This window comes from Aliivibrio sp. 1S175, assembly GCF_001690985.1.
Taxonomy (GTDB): Bacteria; Pseudomonadota; Gammaproteobacteria; order Enterobacterales; family Vibrionaceae; genus Aliivibrio.
Genome location: NZ_MAJS01000024.1, coordinates 1 through 17,107 on the forward strand (window position 1 = coordinate 1; position 17,107 = coordinate 17,107).

At 38.2% G+C, this 17,107-nt stretch carries 14 protein-coding genes; 3 read left to right on the forward strand and 11 right to left on the reverse strand.

Annotation, left to right across the window (positions count from 1 at the left end; all coding sequences use genetic code 11):
* The 3 genes from A6E06_RS09685 to A6E06_RS09695 all read right to left on the reverse strand — a co-directional run.
* A partial coding sequence (locus A6E06_RS09685) for a methyl-accepting chemotaxis protein (RefSeq protein WP_065640694.1) occupies window positions 1-1,229 on the reverse strand: 1,229 nt, incomplete at its 3' end.
* A gap of 175 nt (window positions 1,230-1,404) precedes the next feature.
* Window positions 1,405-1,857, reverse strand: a complete 453-nt coding sequence (locus A6E06_RS09690; RefSeq protein ID WP_065592440.1) for an NfeD family protein — start codon at window positions 1,855-1,857, stop codon at window positions 1,405-1,407.
* A 9-nt stretch (window positions 1,858-1,866) separates the two neighbouring features.
* Window positions 1,867-2,790, reverse strand: coding sequence for an SPFH domain-containing protein (locus A6E06_RS09695; protein WP_065592439.1), 924 nt, complete (start codon window positions 2,788-2,790; stop codon window positions 1,867-1,869).
* 281 nt (window positions 2,791-3,071) lie between these two features.
* On the opposite strand from A6E06_RS09695, the gene A6E06_RS09700 reads away from it, so the two are divergent.
* The 3 genes from A6E06_RS09700 (at window position 3,072) to A6E06_RS09710 (ending at window position 5,864) form a co-directional block, all read left to right on the forward strand.
* Window positions 3,072-3,698, forward strand: coding sequence for a hypothetical protein (locus A6E06_RS09700; RefSeq protein ID WP_141676931.1), 627 nt, complete (start codon window positions 3,072-3,074; stop codon window positions 3,696-3,698).
* A 466-nt stretch (window positions 3,699-4,164) separates the two neighbouring features.
* Entirely contained in the window at window positions 4,165-5,031 is an 867-nt protein-coding gene (locus A6E06_RS09705; RefSeq protein WP_065592437.1) for an AraC family transcriptional regulator, read from the forward strand.
* 443 nt (window positions 5,032-5,474) lie between these two features.
* Window positions 5,475-5,864, forward strand: coding sequence for a hypothetical protein (locus tag A6E06_RS09710; RefSeq protein ID WP_065592436.1), 390 nt, complete (start codon window positions 5,475-5,477; stop codon window positions 5,862-5,864).
* On the opposite strand, the gene A6E06_RS09715 is transcribed toward A6E06_RS09710, so the two are convergent.
* From A6E06_RS09715 to A6E06_RS09750, 8 genes are all read right to left on the reverse strand, one after another.
* Window positions 5,865-6,608 carry a hypothetical protein gene (locus A6E06_RS09715; RefSeq protein ID WP_141676932.1) on the reverse strand — a complete coding sequence of 248 codons (744 nt, stop codon included), beginning with the start codon at window positions 6,606-6,608 and terminating at the stop codon, window positions 5,865-5,867.
* A 797-nt stretch (window positions 6,609-7,405) separates the two neighbouring features.
* A complete protein-coding gene (locus tag A6E06_RS09720) occupies window positions 7,406-10,195 on the reverse strand; it encodes a PAN/Apple domain-containing protein (RefSeq protein WP_176713284.1) in 2,790 nt (929 codons plus the stop codon).
* A gap of 159 nt (window positions 10,196-10,354) precedes the next feature.
* Complete coding sequence (locus tag A6E06_RS09725) at window positions 10,355-11,353, reverse strand: hypothetical protein (protein ID WP_141676933.1); 999 nt, start codon at window positions 11,351-11,353, stop codon at window positions 10,355-10,357.
* A gap of 54 nt (window positions 11,354-11,407) precedes the next feature.
* Window positions 11,408-12,145 (reverse strand): hypothetical protein, encoded by a 738-nt coding sequence (locus tag A6E06_RS09730; protein WP_065592432.1) that lies wholly within the window; start codon window positions 12,143-12,145, stop codon window positions 11,408-11,410.
* Between the two features lie 7 nt (window positions 12,146-12,152).
* On the reverse strand, window positions 12,153-14,861 hold the full coding sequence (locus tag A6E06_RS09735) for a TcfC E-set like domain-containing protein (RefSeq protein WP_065592431.1): 2,709 nt from the start codon (window positions 14,859-14,861) through the stop codon (window positions 12,153-12,155).
* The gene (locus tag A6E06_RS09740) at window positions 14,861-15,322 is read right to left on the reverse strand and encodes a hypothetical protein (RefSeq protein ID WP_141676934.1); all 462 of its coding nucleotides are present in this window, start codon (window positions 15,320-15,322) and stop codon (window positions 14,861-14,863) included. The genes A6E06_RS09735 and A6E06_RS09740 overlap by 1 nt, the downstream gene beginning before the upstream one ends.
* A 137-nt stretch (window positions 15,323-15,459) precedes the next feature.
* A complete protein-coding gene (locus A6E06_RS09745) occupies window positions 15,460-15,987 on the reverse strand; it encodes a hypothetical protein (RefSeq protein WP_065592429.1) in 528 nt (175 codons plus the stop codon).
* 158 nt (window positions 15,988-16,145) lie between these two features.
* Window positions 16,146-17,099, reverse strand: a complete 954-nt coding sequence (locus tag A6E06_RS09750; protein WP_065592428.1) for an OmpA family protein — start codon at window positions 17,097-17,099, stop codon at window positions 16,146-16,148.
* Window positions 17,100-17,107 lie beyond the last annotated feature (8 nt).

The following is a 17,107-nucleotide window of genomic DNA, read 5'->3' on the forward strand; positions in this document are numbered from 1 at the left end:
GCAACCACGGCAAAACCACGGCCTTGCTCACCAGCGCGCGCCGCTTCAATCGCTGCGTTTAATGCTAATAAATTTGTTTGATCAGCAATACCACGGATAACTTCAACCACAACACTGATGTTATTGGATTCACGCTCTAATTCTTCAACCAGCTCGCCTGCTTGTTCGATATCACGAGAGACCACTTGAATTTGGTCAATGTTCGATTGAACGTCACGATTGCCTTGTTTTGCTTCTTCAGACGCTTCTAATGCTGAGGTAGACGCCGTTTCTGTATTATTTGCGACTTCTGCTACCGTTGCTTTCATTTCTTCCATCGCAGCGGCTACCGTTGTGATGTCAGATTGTTGTTGTTGCATACCACGCGCAGATTGCTCTGAAATCGCACTCATCTCTTCTACTGCTGCAGAAAGTTGAGTCACGGCTGAAATTGTATCTTCAATCAGTTCACGCAGTTGATTTTGCATTTCAATATTGGTGTCAGCTAATTCACCTAGTTCATCATTACCAATCTCTTCACGCTGAAGACGGAAGGTTAAATCACCAGCCGCAATCGCTTTAGATTGCTCGACCACTAAATTTAATGGGCGACAAATTTGGCGAGCTAAGAAGAAAGTAATAAAAATCATAAATGCAATTAAAGCACTAAACGACACTTTTGTTGCCATTGTTACATTATTAACACTGGCCATAATTGACGTTCGATTGTCAGCAACAAACCCTAAGTTAGCTTTAACTAACTTATCCATTGCTGCACCAACTTCTTCAAATTGACGGAAGGAATCCAGAAGTTCAGCTTGAGCTAAAGATCTCTCACCATCACTGATTTTTTGAGTGAAACCATTTAAAAGACGTAAGTATTCTTTCCAACCATTATTAACACGGTCAAATACACGACGCTCATCAGCACTTGCTACTGTCGCTTCGTACTTTGCAAGGTCAACTTTGATATCATTTTTTTGTGAAGACAAAATAGACAATAAACCAGGAAGATCTTTTTCTTGATAGGTTAAAGCCGCATATTGATTTCGACGATAGGCGTTCATGTCGAAATAAATACCTTCAACAGACAAAACACTTGGTACAGTCGAATCGGTAAAGTTAATCACCTCAGCTTCTACTTTGTTTAATTCTTGCAATAGAAAAAAACCAAATGCAATCATCACTAAACCAATGCCAGAAAAGACAACGGCAATTTTTTTTCTTACTGCTAAGTTTTTATAACTCATGTACTAATACCTTTAAATGATTTTAATAACTCGTTCCATGAGTATTACTTTTTTAGAGACCCCTTTAATCCTTATATCCGTATCGGCAGCAGTTCAAAAAAGTTGAATAAAAAATGAGTAACAATTACCAAATTACGATAATCAATTACTCATTTGAGTTTATAGCGGTATTAATTTATGTGTTGACTGGCTCAATAGTCAAAACAATGCCATCAACAGAAACAACATGAACGAGCGTACCCTTTGGAATATCTTGCACACTTTTTGCTGACCAAGTGCTATCGCCCAGTACAATTCGACATGAACCCGCGATAACATCCTCTTCCAAACGAGACGTTTGTCCGATTAATTGTTTATCTTTTTGGTTTAATGCGCGTTTAGAATCAGAGACCTCGTCTTTTTTATGTTGATATCTCCACCACAACCAGGTTGTAAATAAAGAAAAAACCGCAAAACTGACCCATTGCAACTGCCAACTAAGTGGGATCACGGCATACAACACACCCACTGCGACGGCGGATAAACCTATCCACAAAAAATAGCCTGCCGTTCCTAATAACTCACCAGCAAGTAATAACAAACCCAGCGTTAACCAATGCCAGTGATTCATTTGTTCAAAAAATTCCATAATGAACTCCTATTTAGAACCCTCTTTGTCAACTTTAAACATTTCAGCAATACCAGCAACTGAACCCATTAAACCTGTCGCTTCTAGAGGCAGCATAATAATTTTGCTATTTTCAGCCTGTCCTATAGATTTTAGTGCTTCTGTGTAGCCTTGCGCAATAAAGTAATTCACCGCTTGCATATCACCTTGAGAAATTGCTTCTGATACCATTCTTGTTGCATTTGCTTCAGCTTCTGCCGCACGTTCACGAGCTTCCGCTTGAAGAATTGCCGCTTGTTTGTCACCTTCTGCTTTTAAGATCTCACCTTGTTTATGACCTTCTGCTTTTAGTATTTCAGCCTGACGTTTACCTTCAGCTTCTAGTACATCGGCACGTTTATGACGCTCAGCCTTCATTTGTGCATTCATCGCTGCCGTTAGATCTGCTGGTGGTTGCACATCTTTAATCTCAATACGTGTGATTTTTACGCCCCATGGATTGGTTGCGGCATCAACAATAGCTAAAAGCTTCACGTTAATCATGTCACGTTGGCTTAACATTTCATCCAGTTCCATAGACCCTAACACTGTACGCATATTGGTTAGCGTTAAATTACGAATGGCATGTTGAAGATCACTTACTTCATACGCGGCTTTTGCTGCATCAACCACTTGAACAAAACACACCGCATCAATCGTGACATTCGCGTTATCTTTTGAAATAACTTCTTGTGCAGGAATATCCAGCACTTGCTCCATCATATTTATTTTCTGACCAATGCCATCAATAAATGGAATAATTATATTTAAACCCGGCTGTAACGTTTGGGTATATCGACCAAATCGTTCGACTGTCCAATTATGGCCTTGAGGAACCGTTTTTACACCAAGAGCAATCAACACGAGTACAAGAAATACCAGTACCCCAATTGTTATTAACGTGTCATATGTCATTATTTTCCTTCCTTGTCTAATTAATAATTATCTAAATATATCTGCGTCTTACTAAATAAATGTTTATTTTTCAATCATACCTAACTTTATTATAAATGTATGGACACACTAGGCAGTTATTAATAAAAAAACAAGATTACCTCATTAATTTAAACATTTCGTTCATCAGTACGCATAAAATTACCGTTTTACGCACAGTTTCTTTTCCTTTATTGTTAAACATATCACTATTGTATAGAGTATCTATATTATTTTTAACTCTCGCTTTAATACATCACAGCATGACTATTTACATATCTGTTAGTAACTTTAGCTTTTTAAGCCATACTTTAGATGGTTACACTAATAAATCAATAATGATTAATGTCGAAAATAAATGCATTGTATATAGTCAATCATCAATTTTAGCCTTAAAGCAGACAATTACACCTGATGTTTATTCCCTTGAAAATGATATAATAATCTTTAATTTAATTGATAAACGATATGACACTATAAAAACAATCGCAATAAAAACAGATACCTTTGATGCACAGATAGCAACCTATTTAACAAAAATATGTGATTTATCAAATCATCCTATGGGGGTTTCTTTAAACTATCTTTTTTCAAGTATTGATATAAATAGTGAAAATCACAGTGAGGTTGAATGTAAAGTAAAGGCAATCTTTTACATTATAAATGTAAATTATTTTTCAGATGAAAAAAATTTATTTTTCAAAATAAAATCAATAATTTTCAAACAAATATTCAATCGAGAAAAAGTAACACTAGACGGTCTTTCTGCTCATTTCTTTGTATCACGAAGGAAAATGCAATATATTCTATCAAAGAATAACATTACCTTTTTAAAATTGGTAAATGGTATAAAAATTGAAGTTGCTTTAATTAAAAAAAATCTCTTATAGTAGGATTGTAAATGATGTCCATCATGATAGTTGTTAACTTACTTGGTCTTACCATTATCCTTATCGTTTGGTTGCTAAATTTATAATTAATTTACCCTATAAGTTAAATTATAAAACACCTTTCACTTACTATCCGCTCTTTTGAATGCCACATTACTAATAACCAAACAAAGATAACTAAACTAGTTTTATATTTATAAAAATTCAACACTCTGTTTATTGTGATGTAAATTAATTTCTTTTATATTAATTTGATTGATAACATAAACTCACATCAAAAATAATTTATTTATTCCATTAATCTTTGTGCTTTTATTATTATGATTTGCGCACAAACACCGCCACTCCATTGTATAACACTCACCATTTGTATAAAATATTTTAATGACCTCTTGATGAATACATCTAAAAATAACTTACAACCACATAATTCTAATTATAGATATTTAATTACAAGGATATTTTTATGGCTCAGCTATTACCTATGACTTCTGAATTAAATAGTAAAAACTTTGACACTATTTTTAAGTCATACAATGGTTATTATGTGAACGCTAAAAAAGAAAATGGTTATTCTGTCATATTAAAGGTAACTCAAGAAACTGATGTTATAACTATTCATACTCAAGTCTCTCACCCTCAAAGAATAGATTTTAACAAACCTAATTTTTTGTGTTTATTTTATTCAACAAATAAAATAAACTGGAATAATGGACATTATAATGACTCACTGGAACATGGTGGCATTACTGTATTCGATAGTATGCAACCGTTCACATATACAACCAGCGGTTCTGTAAGCTGTATTTTTATTCCTTACCATTTTTATGATGATAAAACAGTAAATACAATAATTAAAGGACACCAGTTTATTTACTCTGACTCTATTCAGTCTATTATTAGAGAAATGATTTTCTGCGAAGATGATGAGAAAATACACAATAAAATTTTATCCATTATCTATTTATTACCACACGTAATAGAAAACAAACCTAAAAATACAAACGAAATATCTTTATATTATCGGATAAATAAAATTATCGAAGATAATTTTATAGATGCTTTTTTTTCTTTAGATAAAGCTGCCACTCTTTCTTATTGTTCAAAAAGAAAATTGCACAATTGTTTATCCGAGAAAAAAACATCTTATTCTAAATTAATTACTGAGTATAGAGTTAATCATCTTGCTAAACAATTATTATTAAAAAGAAACTCTTCTATAATCACACTGTGCTATGAAAGTGGTTTTAACTCTGCAAGTTATGCATCAAAAACATTCAAAATAATGAAAGGTATGACACCAATGCAATACAGAAATACTTATCTCGTCTGATATAGATAATACTCTTATCGTAAATATTATACGCAAAGGATACTAATTAATTATTGAGGGGATTATTTTAAATTTAGCATGAATGTATATATTAGGTCGTTAACATAAATTGGCATATAAAAGGAGTTCGTTGAGTGGTTTTTGAATATAAATGCCAGTTCTGCAATAAAGTAACACCTGTATGTCGTTATAAAAGAACATTATGGGAAAGGATAGTTAAATCTAATTGCAAAAAGTGTCAATGCCAAGCATGTGGGACTTTATTTTATATTACTCTTTATGGTTACTTGGCAGTGAGATAGGATTTAGGTAAGTATATTAAAAACCTCACCTTATAAACATATTCTAGATATATGCACCTCTTATTTTAATGATATAAAGAGATATATATGCTATAATTAAATTCATACTACAATCTATAAATTCAATAAAGGAAATTACTTATGTATTATGTTTCACGCGATAACTGCCCAATAACTAATTTTGTTATCAATTACTCAGATGCGGCTTTAGTTGTAAATTTAGAAACTAGAGAAATAATGCTAAGGAATACAAAAAGCACAGAGTTTTTTTCAAATATAAGTCATTTAAAATATAAAGAATTTATCATGCAACATTCAGATCCTTTAATTATTGCTAATCTTGAATATTGTAGTTTTATCGATAGACTCTTCCAAGAAAAACTAACACCAACATTTGCTAATGAGATTTTTGCGAACAAATGTTATTCCACAGTAAGATTTTTAATTTCATACAAAAAAACCTCATGTTTTCTATTCCTCATCAATGAAAGAGACGATAAGGAACAGTTGCTCAACAATATAATAATCTGATTATTGTTTTTTATATTTAATTAATTCCATTCTAATTTTATTTATTACTTTTATATAATTAGTACTATTTTCAGAAAATACATATTGTATCTTACGCCTGGACATACAAAAATCTCTTGCTACTATATCTAAATTTATTTTTTCTCCATTTATCATTTTCTTTCTTAGGTATATTTCTATATCATGAATAAAGTTTTTCTTTTCTAGAAAATCATCAATAGATAAGAGGTTAACTATTGCCGCTACTTTATGACTAATATTATGTAGTTCATCTGAAGCGCTCATACTCCTTAACAAGGATTCAATCGTATAGTATAATGGATGATGTTCTAATTTCTTAATTTTCAATTGATCAACAATTCTACCTGGCAGTAAATCAAAAGGAATAGAAAAAGACTTAGTGTGACAATCCACTAAAAATTCCCCCGAAAAGGAATTAGATAAATCAAGAACAAAAGAACCACTTTTCATACTTTGTTGCATCACATTATTCTCATAAGAAAAAGATTTCATTGAATGAGCAATAAGAAAAGAGTCTTTAAATTCACTTGTTACCCGTGATTGTATCATTTGTTTTACACTTTGTGATTCAGCAAAAGATATATCATCACTAAATATTACAGGAACAATAATCATATCACTAAAAAAATGATATTCTTGATATTCTTTAACAATTAATGGTAATTTATGTTCAGAATAAATAAATTCTTCCCAATCAGATATCTTATTAGTTGTTATTTTCAAATTACTGACACTCATATCAACATAAAAACACAATAAATGTACCTTTATATATAAAAAACATGCATGTAGCATTAAGTTACTTTTTTGCAACAGAATGACAACTTACAAATGTAATTATTAATATATTTTATATTTTATATTAGAGATACTTAATAAATTAATCTCATTATACAAACCTCGCTACAGAATTTTTAATTTCTACAGAATCAGAATGTATTATCATCGAAATAAACATTTATTGATATTATACTGATTTTTTATAGATAAAAACAATATAAAGTATCTTCATAGATCCTAGCACTAAGGCATTCACCTAGGCTATATAACCATATTGTACCATTTTGATTATGACTATATATTAAGTTTTTCTTAAATCGTCCTTTTTGGAATTATCTACTACGCAATTTCGACACTGATTAGCTATCTATTTTGGTCACAACCAAGCATGCCCACGTAAATCCTGATATTACAACATAGATCAATCTATTAGCTCATAAATATCAATTAAAGGGTTCTGTCACATGACAGAACCCAAAATCAGCCTTTACGGCTGATTGAGCGCAGTCTTCGCTATTTTGATCTTGGGTCGACGAGACCTACCCCTGTTTCGACGCACACTCGAAGAACTCTATCTATCCAGATCTTCGGTACGTTCGTGAACTACAGCATTGACAGCTTGGATTTTTTCGTTGAAATCTCAACTCTATCTTCACCTGTGCTGTCGCTCTCCGACATCAGATGAGATACACCATCGTAATACATTAAATCCAAAACTGTGTGTGCGTGACCGAAACTGACTAAATAGGACCCGATTCGCAGTGAATCGTAATGGTATCCTTATCCCGACTATACGCCCCTCCGGCGTTGGCACGATGGGTTTGTTCGTATACTGCCCCATAACCCGTCCCCGTTTGATCCTCACCTTCGACAAAGGCCAACCAGGAAGTATGCACAAACGCCCCTTGTCCCTTACTCCATAAAACGCCCCTGATTCTGCCGTCCTCCGTCTTCAACGATTTTATCGCGGCTTCTGTGAAGTCTGTATTATTCGGTATAGTATCATCCGACGGCGCCCAGTTAGTCCTTCCGGCTATTTTTAAATCATTGTACATACTGCATACCTCAAAACCCATCGTATACGAGTGTATAGATGCAATTACTATTTGCGTTCCTCCGATGTCGGATACGTATTTGTTTAGCCCTGTCGGTATGCTTATCCCTCGTCTTTTAATTTCCTCAAGCGCTTCCACGCTAAGCTGGCCAGTGAGCATCGCCCCTCTTTTATCATTGCTAAATAACTCGACCGCTTGTACGCATGCTCCCTTGTTCGTAGAAACCCCTTCCTCGTTAATAGGACACGTCATACCAGAGAGCAAATGCACCGACTTTTCCTTCAGAGCATGCGTTATACTGGATAATTGTAACGTTGCACTAGCGTCTATGTCTACTTGCGTATTCAATACAATATCCCCGTCTGTCGGAGCGGAAATATTCGGCGTGCCCGCTTTCGCGCGACCTAACGTCCAATTCGCTGTAGGTGGGTTGCTGTTTATTATCTCCGCATTTATACCTGGGACCACATTGCCGTATACATCGGCTTTCTTGACCGGTATCAACGTATCCGTACCGAGACCAACAAACACATTGTCTGGCGCTGTCCATTCTAATTGCGCCATATCTGGAGTGACCTTCACACTCGCTGTCGCTTTGGCATCCTCTCCCACTTCAGCCCCTAGCTCTGCCGTAGCAAGAACACTAAAGTCACCCGCGGTGGTGTTCGTGTATGTACAGCTTGTCAGCCCTTTATCATCAGTTGCACTCGGACAAATGATGGTTTCAACACCCTTTATAAGATTATTACGAACATACAGCGATTCATGTGACAAACCAGAAACAATTTGACTCCCATTTGGGCTTTCATCGTATAATCCACACTCTTTTTCTAACCTGTCATACGTTGCCGCTTGACACGAAAACGACGTTTCATCTACGCATTTCTTCGCGCAATTTCCTACTGTAACGTCATTAAGGACGGTCTTTGCCGATAATGACAATTTACTAGACGTCTTTAAATCAAAATAATAACCAGTAGGATTTACAACACTGTCTAAAGACGGTGCAATCGTGATACCTGACACCCCAACCGTTGGGTCTCTGCGCAACGTTAATTTAGCTTCTACCACTAACGGTTTTCCTGCAATAACACTGTCTGTCGTAGTATTAACGCCATCATTGTCGTAAGCTGGCGTTAATGTCAAATTCGCCAATCCTTTATCAATACACGTCAGATAAGCTTGATAACCTGGAATGAACATCGAAGAACTTCCATCGCTAAGGCCATATAGCCCGCTTGCATCAGTCGCATGGTCATACGTAAAATACGGTATTGCTTTAGGCCACTTATTCAGTTCAGATGAACCACTTCCGCGTAACGTATCCAACTCGCTTTTATTCGGCAGTTTCCCCCCTATCGAAACACAATATTTTTGTGCGTCGGTAACACTCCATCTCGCTACATCAAAATAGTTCCCATTAATCAACTCCTTCTCTGATGAGCCACTCGTAAAGCCAGCATCCACGGCTTTATCTCGTGTTAAAGGCGCCGTATAAAATGCCTTATTTACTGTGATATCTGTCCAATTGCTTGGTATAGTCGGAACCGAATCAACGTGAAAACGAATGACACCCAACGTACTGCCACCAGTATGGTCGGACACGATGTAGGCCACATCATATCGCCCAACCGTGCTGGCCGTGAACGTAAATTTTTTATTATTTATATCGTTTGCGTCGTTGGCGTTAACCGTTGCGCCAATGGCTTTTACATCCGATAATTGCCAGCTACCTGAGTCATCCGAGATAGCCAACCCTTCCGTATTTTCTAAGTCCAACATTAAAGGCGTATTGATAACCACAGAATGTGGATAGGTAAATCCTTTTTCTGGCTCTATTAGTGGCGGCTCATTAATCTCATCTGAAATTGAGACAAAAATGTGTCCAATTAACGTCTCGCTACTCGCATTCGTTAAGGTATACGCAATATAGTTCCACCCTAATGCATCAGGAGCGGTATACATTAGCTCTAGCGCGCCCGTTTTATTGACTTCGCCATTCGTTGAGCCAGAGGCAGATTGTATGACAAAATCAGTTGTCAGCGAAAAACCGTCAGGAATAGCCTCCCCTAATAAAGTCTTTAAATTAATGGCAACATTAGTTTGTCCTAAAATAACAGCGACAGAAACAGGCGTCAGTACAGGGTTAGGGATACTAGAGGTAACAACCACCATTTGTGCCGAACTTTGCAGCCCTTCTTCATTAGAGACCGTATAAGTATAATCACAACGACCTGCTCGTCCTACGACGACATTGACACCAAATCCATGTCCTATTGACGACTCACATCGTGGATCACCACTAAACATATTGACCAACGAGCCATTACCGATGACATAAGGCGTCAAATCTAACGACGTTGGGGTATTAACCTTGGCCGTCGCCAGTCCATTCAACGCCGTAATGGCGCTCGATGGCGTTGGTTTAACCTCTGATGATGCGTCATCCCCTTCACCGCCACACGCCGAAAGCATGAGTGCCATGCTGATAGCAAGACCAGTCTGTTTCATTACTTTTCTGTACATAATTATAATTCCATACAAATGAACAATCACTCAATATAAAGTGCGTCTAAGTCTAAATAACGGTTATTTTTATCAAAAATTCAATGACATGACTTAATCACTAAGTCTTTACAACCCCGCCGAAAACATCAGCACAAAGGAGCCGCGGTAAGTATCATTAATCAATGTATCTAACTCTGTATTTGTCAGCACGACCGAGATAAGCGCTATAGCGGTGGTTCCATGTTGTGACTTAATGGTTAATTTGTTAACCATGTCTATCTCCGCACGACCATCCGTGATGATTTTTTGGTAGCCATTGCAGCCTACATCACAGCTGGCGCTGTAGGTAATAAATGAATCATCTTCCGTGCTTAATGAGTCCAGTTGATATTGACTCGCACGACCGGTCAGCGGTTTTAATCCCATCAAAACCCCATTAGGGAAAACGCCTGTAGCTTCAATTTGATATTCAGTTCGACCTCCCACCATTCGCTCAGGAAATCCATGATATCGAGGATTAATATCATCATTTTTAGTGACAAAACGAACGCTCGTTAACATGGCTGGCGCGTATTCTAACGTCACTACAAGAGACGCTTGCATGGTGTTACGAATAATGATGCCATTCCTATAATAGTTATATGGGATAGCGTAGTTCAGCACACCACGGTAGGTACCTGAAGGCTGCCCTTTCATACCATCCATCCAATTCTTATTATTAATCCTGAATACTGGTTTATAATGAGTAAAAGGGTTTGAGGTTTTACTCAGCGTATATACTTTATTTCCAACCCCATCACCTAAAACGAAAACATCACCGCCTATGTCGGTTGTCGTTGCATAAGCATCTCCCCCGTCATAAGGATTAGAGGCATTATGATTTGCTAATCGGTATCTCACCCCCATCATTTGCAAACGTAATGACGCATTTCCAGAACCATCCATTTGTTTTAATTCAATATTCCGATTTGCTGCAATAGCACCACCAGGTACAACATGCTCTGCAGTTGGTAAATGTAACGGCAAATCCCAAACGGATGACGTCAAGTCGATCCCGGTGGAATTTTGAGCGGACATCCACTCAAAACGCTCACCTTTTATACGTCCCTCAATGCTAGCAGCCATGGCCGGCATTGCCGACCAGACCAACACCCAGGTAAAACAAATAATTCTCATCACCTATCCCTTAATTTTTTGATTCTTTTCCAGTGTTAATTTCGCTTTGTACGTCAAATTATGCGTCGAGAACTCCGCCTTTATTTGCGAAGCAGATTGCATCTCTGGAGGCAATGGGATTGTCAAATTACGGCCCGATAGCCCATACACAACTTTTGAACACGCTTTACGTGCATCCCCCTTAGCGGACTCTGGGCAGGCATCAAAAATCGCACGAAGGTAACTGTTCCCATTATTAACTAACTGGATGCTTTCGCCTTTGTATGTCACGTCATAATCTAACGGTTGGTCTTTTTCTGCCGGTACAACAAAAATAGGCGCGAAACCAATCGCTATTTGCATAACGTGAGTCTCAGGCTCTCCTTTAGCAAAATAAGGCGTAGGCACAAACGTCAATTGATACATTTTGTCACGCTCAGCTGATTCAGACGCTTTAGCCTCATAACGCAGTTTAAAATCTTTCTTTAGCTTTGGATCAATAACCGTACGCGCTGGACGCACCGTTAAACTCCATGAATCGATATTTTCTCGCGTATAAGGCGTTTTAACTAATTCTCCATCGACAACTGAAATCGAAGAAACCGCAACACTAAGAAATTGACGGTAATCCGCCACATTAGAGATGGTAAATAAACCTTGCCCTTTTTCAGCAAACTCAACCATCGAATTAATACCAATAGAGGCGTAACTCAATTGAGGTGAAAGAGCGGCCAGTAATAAACCGTATTGTAATTTTTTCATAGTAAAGTTATCTCACACTAAATAATTGATTGGCGTTAATCGAATCAAGGACAACGTAAGCGTCAAGGCTCTCAAGAACATCACGCTGTGCTATGCTGTATTGTTTTAAATAACGAACATAAACATACATGTTATCACCCACTTCAATAGACTTAGGTGCTAACCCTACCTCTTGTAATCTTTTCAAAATATGAGATGCCTCATTTGTAGATTCATACTTCCCGATATATAACAAGGCTCTCTCTGTGTCTGATTGGTCGATTAAATCCATCTTATCTTCCCAAACCACATTGCCATCCACTTCATCAAGTCCTGGCAAACAATAAGCCTGTACGTACGTCTCGCCCATTAATTCAGGGTTATACACACACAATCGCTTAGCTGATATCAATTTAAACGGTTCATTTTTTCTGAAATTCACACGAAACACACCGTCATCCGACAAGGTTTCTACGCTTTTACAGCTGTCACCCAAACAACGAACCGAAGGAATTGGCTCTCCGAACATGTCATTAAGCAAAAACACCTGACTCATCAACGGAATAACTGTACTGTTCAATTGGTAAAATGTCCCCGGAACCACAAAGTTATGATAATCACCTCCCTCAATATCGACGTTATCCACGTCCGCATTAAGTTTAAATGCGACATCTGTGTATGCATTCAAACGCACGACTTTGGCTTCTTCAAGAGACGCACTGTCGCGATACAAGTACTCGCCATCATTTAATACATCATAAGTCACATCAACAGAGCTCGACTCTGGCTCACTAGATTTAGGGGCAATCTCAACAAAAGTACGTCCGTTCTGATGCGTCATCGCCCCCCCTTGTAGCGAGAGCATTTGACTGCCAGATAAGCTACCAGACAGTGATTGCTCTCCATCTGTACTCATGTACGTATAAGCGCTGTAACCAAATTTATCTTGTTGACCACTCAGGTTAGCTGACCATTCCGCATTGGATTCTCGACCACGCTTAACGCCTACGGTTGACGACGCATAGCCATAATCCCCACTACGTTGGTATGTCACGCTGTTTTGGTTATAAGCCACACCTTCCTTGTCGAGATACAATCCGGTTCGAGCCGATACGTTATCCCCAAACGAATACGTCCACGCCAATGTTGTTGACCACGAATCTCGCTGCTCATCATCTATACTGTAAGTGGTACTGGCGCTAAACAACCCCCCAAGCGCATCTCTTGTCCAAGACATGGAGACATTGTCACTTTGAAAGTCTGGCGTTTTATAATTAAAGTAACTTGCGTACCCTGTTCCGCCTAGCACCGAACCAGACAACCCCAAACTCCAATCCGTAGACGACTCTTCACCATAGAGGTATTGGGTCAACGAACTTGGCTCGTCTGTCATGTTCACATTTCGAATTGAAGAAGAGAAAGGACCAACAGATACCTGTCCATAATGCGATTGAGAGCCAGAAGCAAAAACACCTAGATTATATTGCGCACTAAGACTGTCTCCATACACCCAATATCCCCCAGTCTGCATGAAGGTATCATCCACATTACTAGTGACTCCCGCTGCCAATAACCAGGTTTCTACTGGGCGGTATGAGAGAGAAGCCCTACCGTAACCACGGTCACCAGAAGGAGCACCACGCAAACGAGAAGCGTCATCATTGCTATCCCATTCTTCAAACACCCCGGCATCCACTCGGTAATCGAAACTGTTCACTGGCAAAGCAAATTGTGATGTATTTACAATAGGGCGTAATTCTCGCAATAACTCTTGCTCACCCTGCTTTAGAACTAACGTTAATGTATACACCCCTGATGGTAATTCATCGTAGCCAATAGATTGCTGGCCTTGAGATACCACTCGGTTTAACAATAAACGCTCGCCTTGGTACACTTCTAATTGAGCCGCTTGCGGTGCAAAGAAATAAATTCGTTTTTGCGCTTGAGCCTGCCCTTTTAATAAATTTTGACTACTGCCTATCGATAATCCTAAACCAGCGTAGTTCGCACTGTAATTTAAGAAATCCGTGGAGTTAAACGCAACCGCATTTCGACTTTGATAACCAATAATGGCGCGAGTGCTCTCAATTTCAACATCATACAACGCTTGATATAATTCTAAATGGCGTTCATTGTGTTGATATTGCGTTTCAACGGATAAAAACCCTAACGGTAACCCTAATGTAACGTTATTTGTCCATGTCAGACTGTCGTTACCATTCCCATCTACATAGAAATACAAGTCAGACCAGTTAATTAGTGCATTATCAACGCGAGCAGAAGAGTAATATTCAGCGTCATCAGCCTGTCGACTCAACATGTCTCCACCCACAAACACTTTGAGTTGTTGGGTATCAAAATCAAATACAAACTCTGCCGCATTCGGAGCACGTTGGGGAATACATTTAGATAAAGCCCCTTCACATCCAGGGTTTGCGGACACTCCGTTGAGGAGTTGTTTTGTGATTTCTTCGACGGCGGCGTCTGTTAAGCGTAGAGATTTTAAATACGAGGTCAATACCTCAACATTGCGTGATTCATCACGCAATCGAAACGTCTCATAACTTACTAAACCATCGATAGTTTGACTGCGGGTCTCACCAGCAACAACGACTTCAATGGTTTCTAATCGCTCTTCGAAGAAATCAGCGAATTCCAATGGGTAGTTATTATTTGCCCAACCAAATCCGGTATAACACAAGCCAATAAAGGCAACTGCACGCATTGAACTTTTCATCAGCTATCTATCTCTGCAATTAATATTAAGGTGCCATAGCAACTTTTTTCATTACCCACGACTTCGATAAGAGGAAACTCTACGCGCATGTTGTGCTTACTTTCTTTTTTATTAAGGACTGGAAAACCGACCGACCCAGAGCCGCTTGGTAATAGCGTACCGTCCAGCGAAATACCAACACCAGATAAAGACTTAGCCTCATCGCCTTTTACTTGACAGTAATGCTGTGAGTCTTGCAATTTAATGGTGTAATTATGATTATTTCCATCCAACGTCCGCACAGTAAAAGGGATAGCTAATGGTTTAAATGTGTTGAGCAATGAAGAGTATAAGGCAACAAATTCTGTCTTTTTCGCCGTTATCTCTAATCCTCCACCTCCAGACGAGCCTTGATGAACCGTTACCTGAGGAGTGAACTCCAACGGTTGCAATTCTGATGAAAATACGGAGGAACTAATCAATAATACCCAATAAAAACAAACCCTACAGCACAATGTATTTATAAAACACGACATAAAGAATGACTCCATAAAGAAAACCCGCCACCATAGAATATGAGAGGCGGGCTATAATCAGCTTATTAATTCAGACTACAGAATTAAATTACTGTTGGAGAAATCTTGATGATTGCTTGAACAACAGCCATTGCACCAGGAGTGGCAACAACTGTTTTATCAGCTTTAGCTGCAGCAACCTTTAGACGTGTAGATTTAGAAACTGATGTTGATGCCTCATCACGAACTAAGTCAACGCCATCAGCTACAATTTTTAACTCTAGAGCAGTTGGATCTTGCTCGTTATCACCAAGTTTAAGACTTTCTAACGTCATGGTGTAAGCAGCTTGATCACCAGCAGCGCGAGCACCTGGAGCTGCTTTTTCAAGAACATTGAAGGCAATTTCATTTGATGATTCAAGCGTAACAACACCCGCTTTGTTAGCAAATTTCATTGAACCTGAGTTAAAATCAACCGCACCAACTTGTACGATTTCAAATCCAGCAGCATCAGAAACAACAGGAACACTACCAGACCACTGGAAAGTGTTCGTCGCTGTCTCAGCAGCCATTGCTGTTGATATCATGCCGAAAGAAGCCAATACTACTACTGCTAATAATGTTTTTTTCATAATATAAATCCTAAAGTTAAAATATAATTCAAAATTGAATAGATTAATGAGTCAAATCGGCCCAAAAATAACGAGTCTATTGCATCATTGTTAAACATTTACCGTAATAAACACTTAACAATGATGCCGCCTCAAACACTGAGGCGACCCCCTGCTATTTACTCAAACCCGATAACCACTCGACGATTCAACGCACGGCCTTCTGCCGTTTCGTTAGTTGCTACAGGCGCTAACTCACCATAACCAACCGTTCTAATCCTATGCGCGTCAATACCTCGATACGTTAGGTACATCGCGACACTTTCTGCGCGTTGCTCTGACAACCATTGATTGTAAGAGCTACGACCAACGTTATCGGTATGCCCTGAAATGACAATATTCACGCTAGGGTTTGCAGTCAGTAATTCGACTACAGAAAGTAAGCCGTTAACGTTACTAAGCTCACTTGAATCATTATTAAACTGTGCACCCTGAACGTCAGTCAAAACAATGTGTTCAAGCAGTGGTTCCTCTCTAACCTTAACAACTTTTTCAACTTCGACGATTTTTTCAACCGTTACAATACGCGGATTTTCATACCCGAAACGCCAACTTATTCCAAGTGAAATTCGTTGATGATCTGTATAATTAATATCATCTGTGTATTGGTATTCCACATTGAACACAATGTTCTCCAGAGCGTGATATAACAACCCTCCTCCTAGGATCCCAGAAAACCCATAATTATACCCTTCATTTTCAGACCACCCCGCGCCACCTGCTTTTATGTAAGGCGTAAATTCATCAGTTATTGGATACCCTAATTTGACACTAACAACACCTTGTCGAAAATCATCCCTACCTTGATTGGTCGCTATATCCCCTAAATATTGAAATTCAAATTCAGTCATTACATAAGAATTAAATTGATATCCAAGATGCAATCCATCAATAATAGCGTTCAAGCCATTATGTGAATAACTATCACCTTTCGTTTCTTCATCAACATTATGTGCAACACTAATGCCCGCATACCAAAAAGGAACAAAATCACCATTTTGAGCAGCAAAAACTGATGCCGGTGGTAATGCACTACCTGTAAACAAAATAATTAATAAATAACGAGTTAACATATAGCATT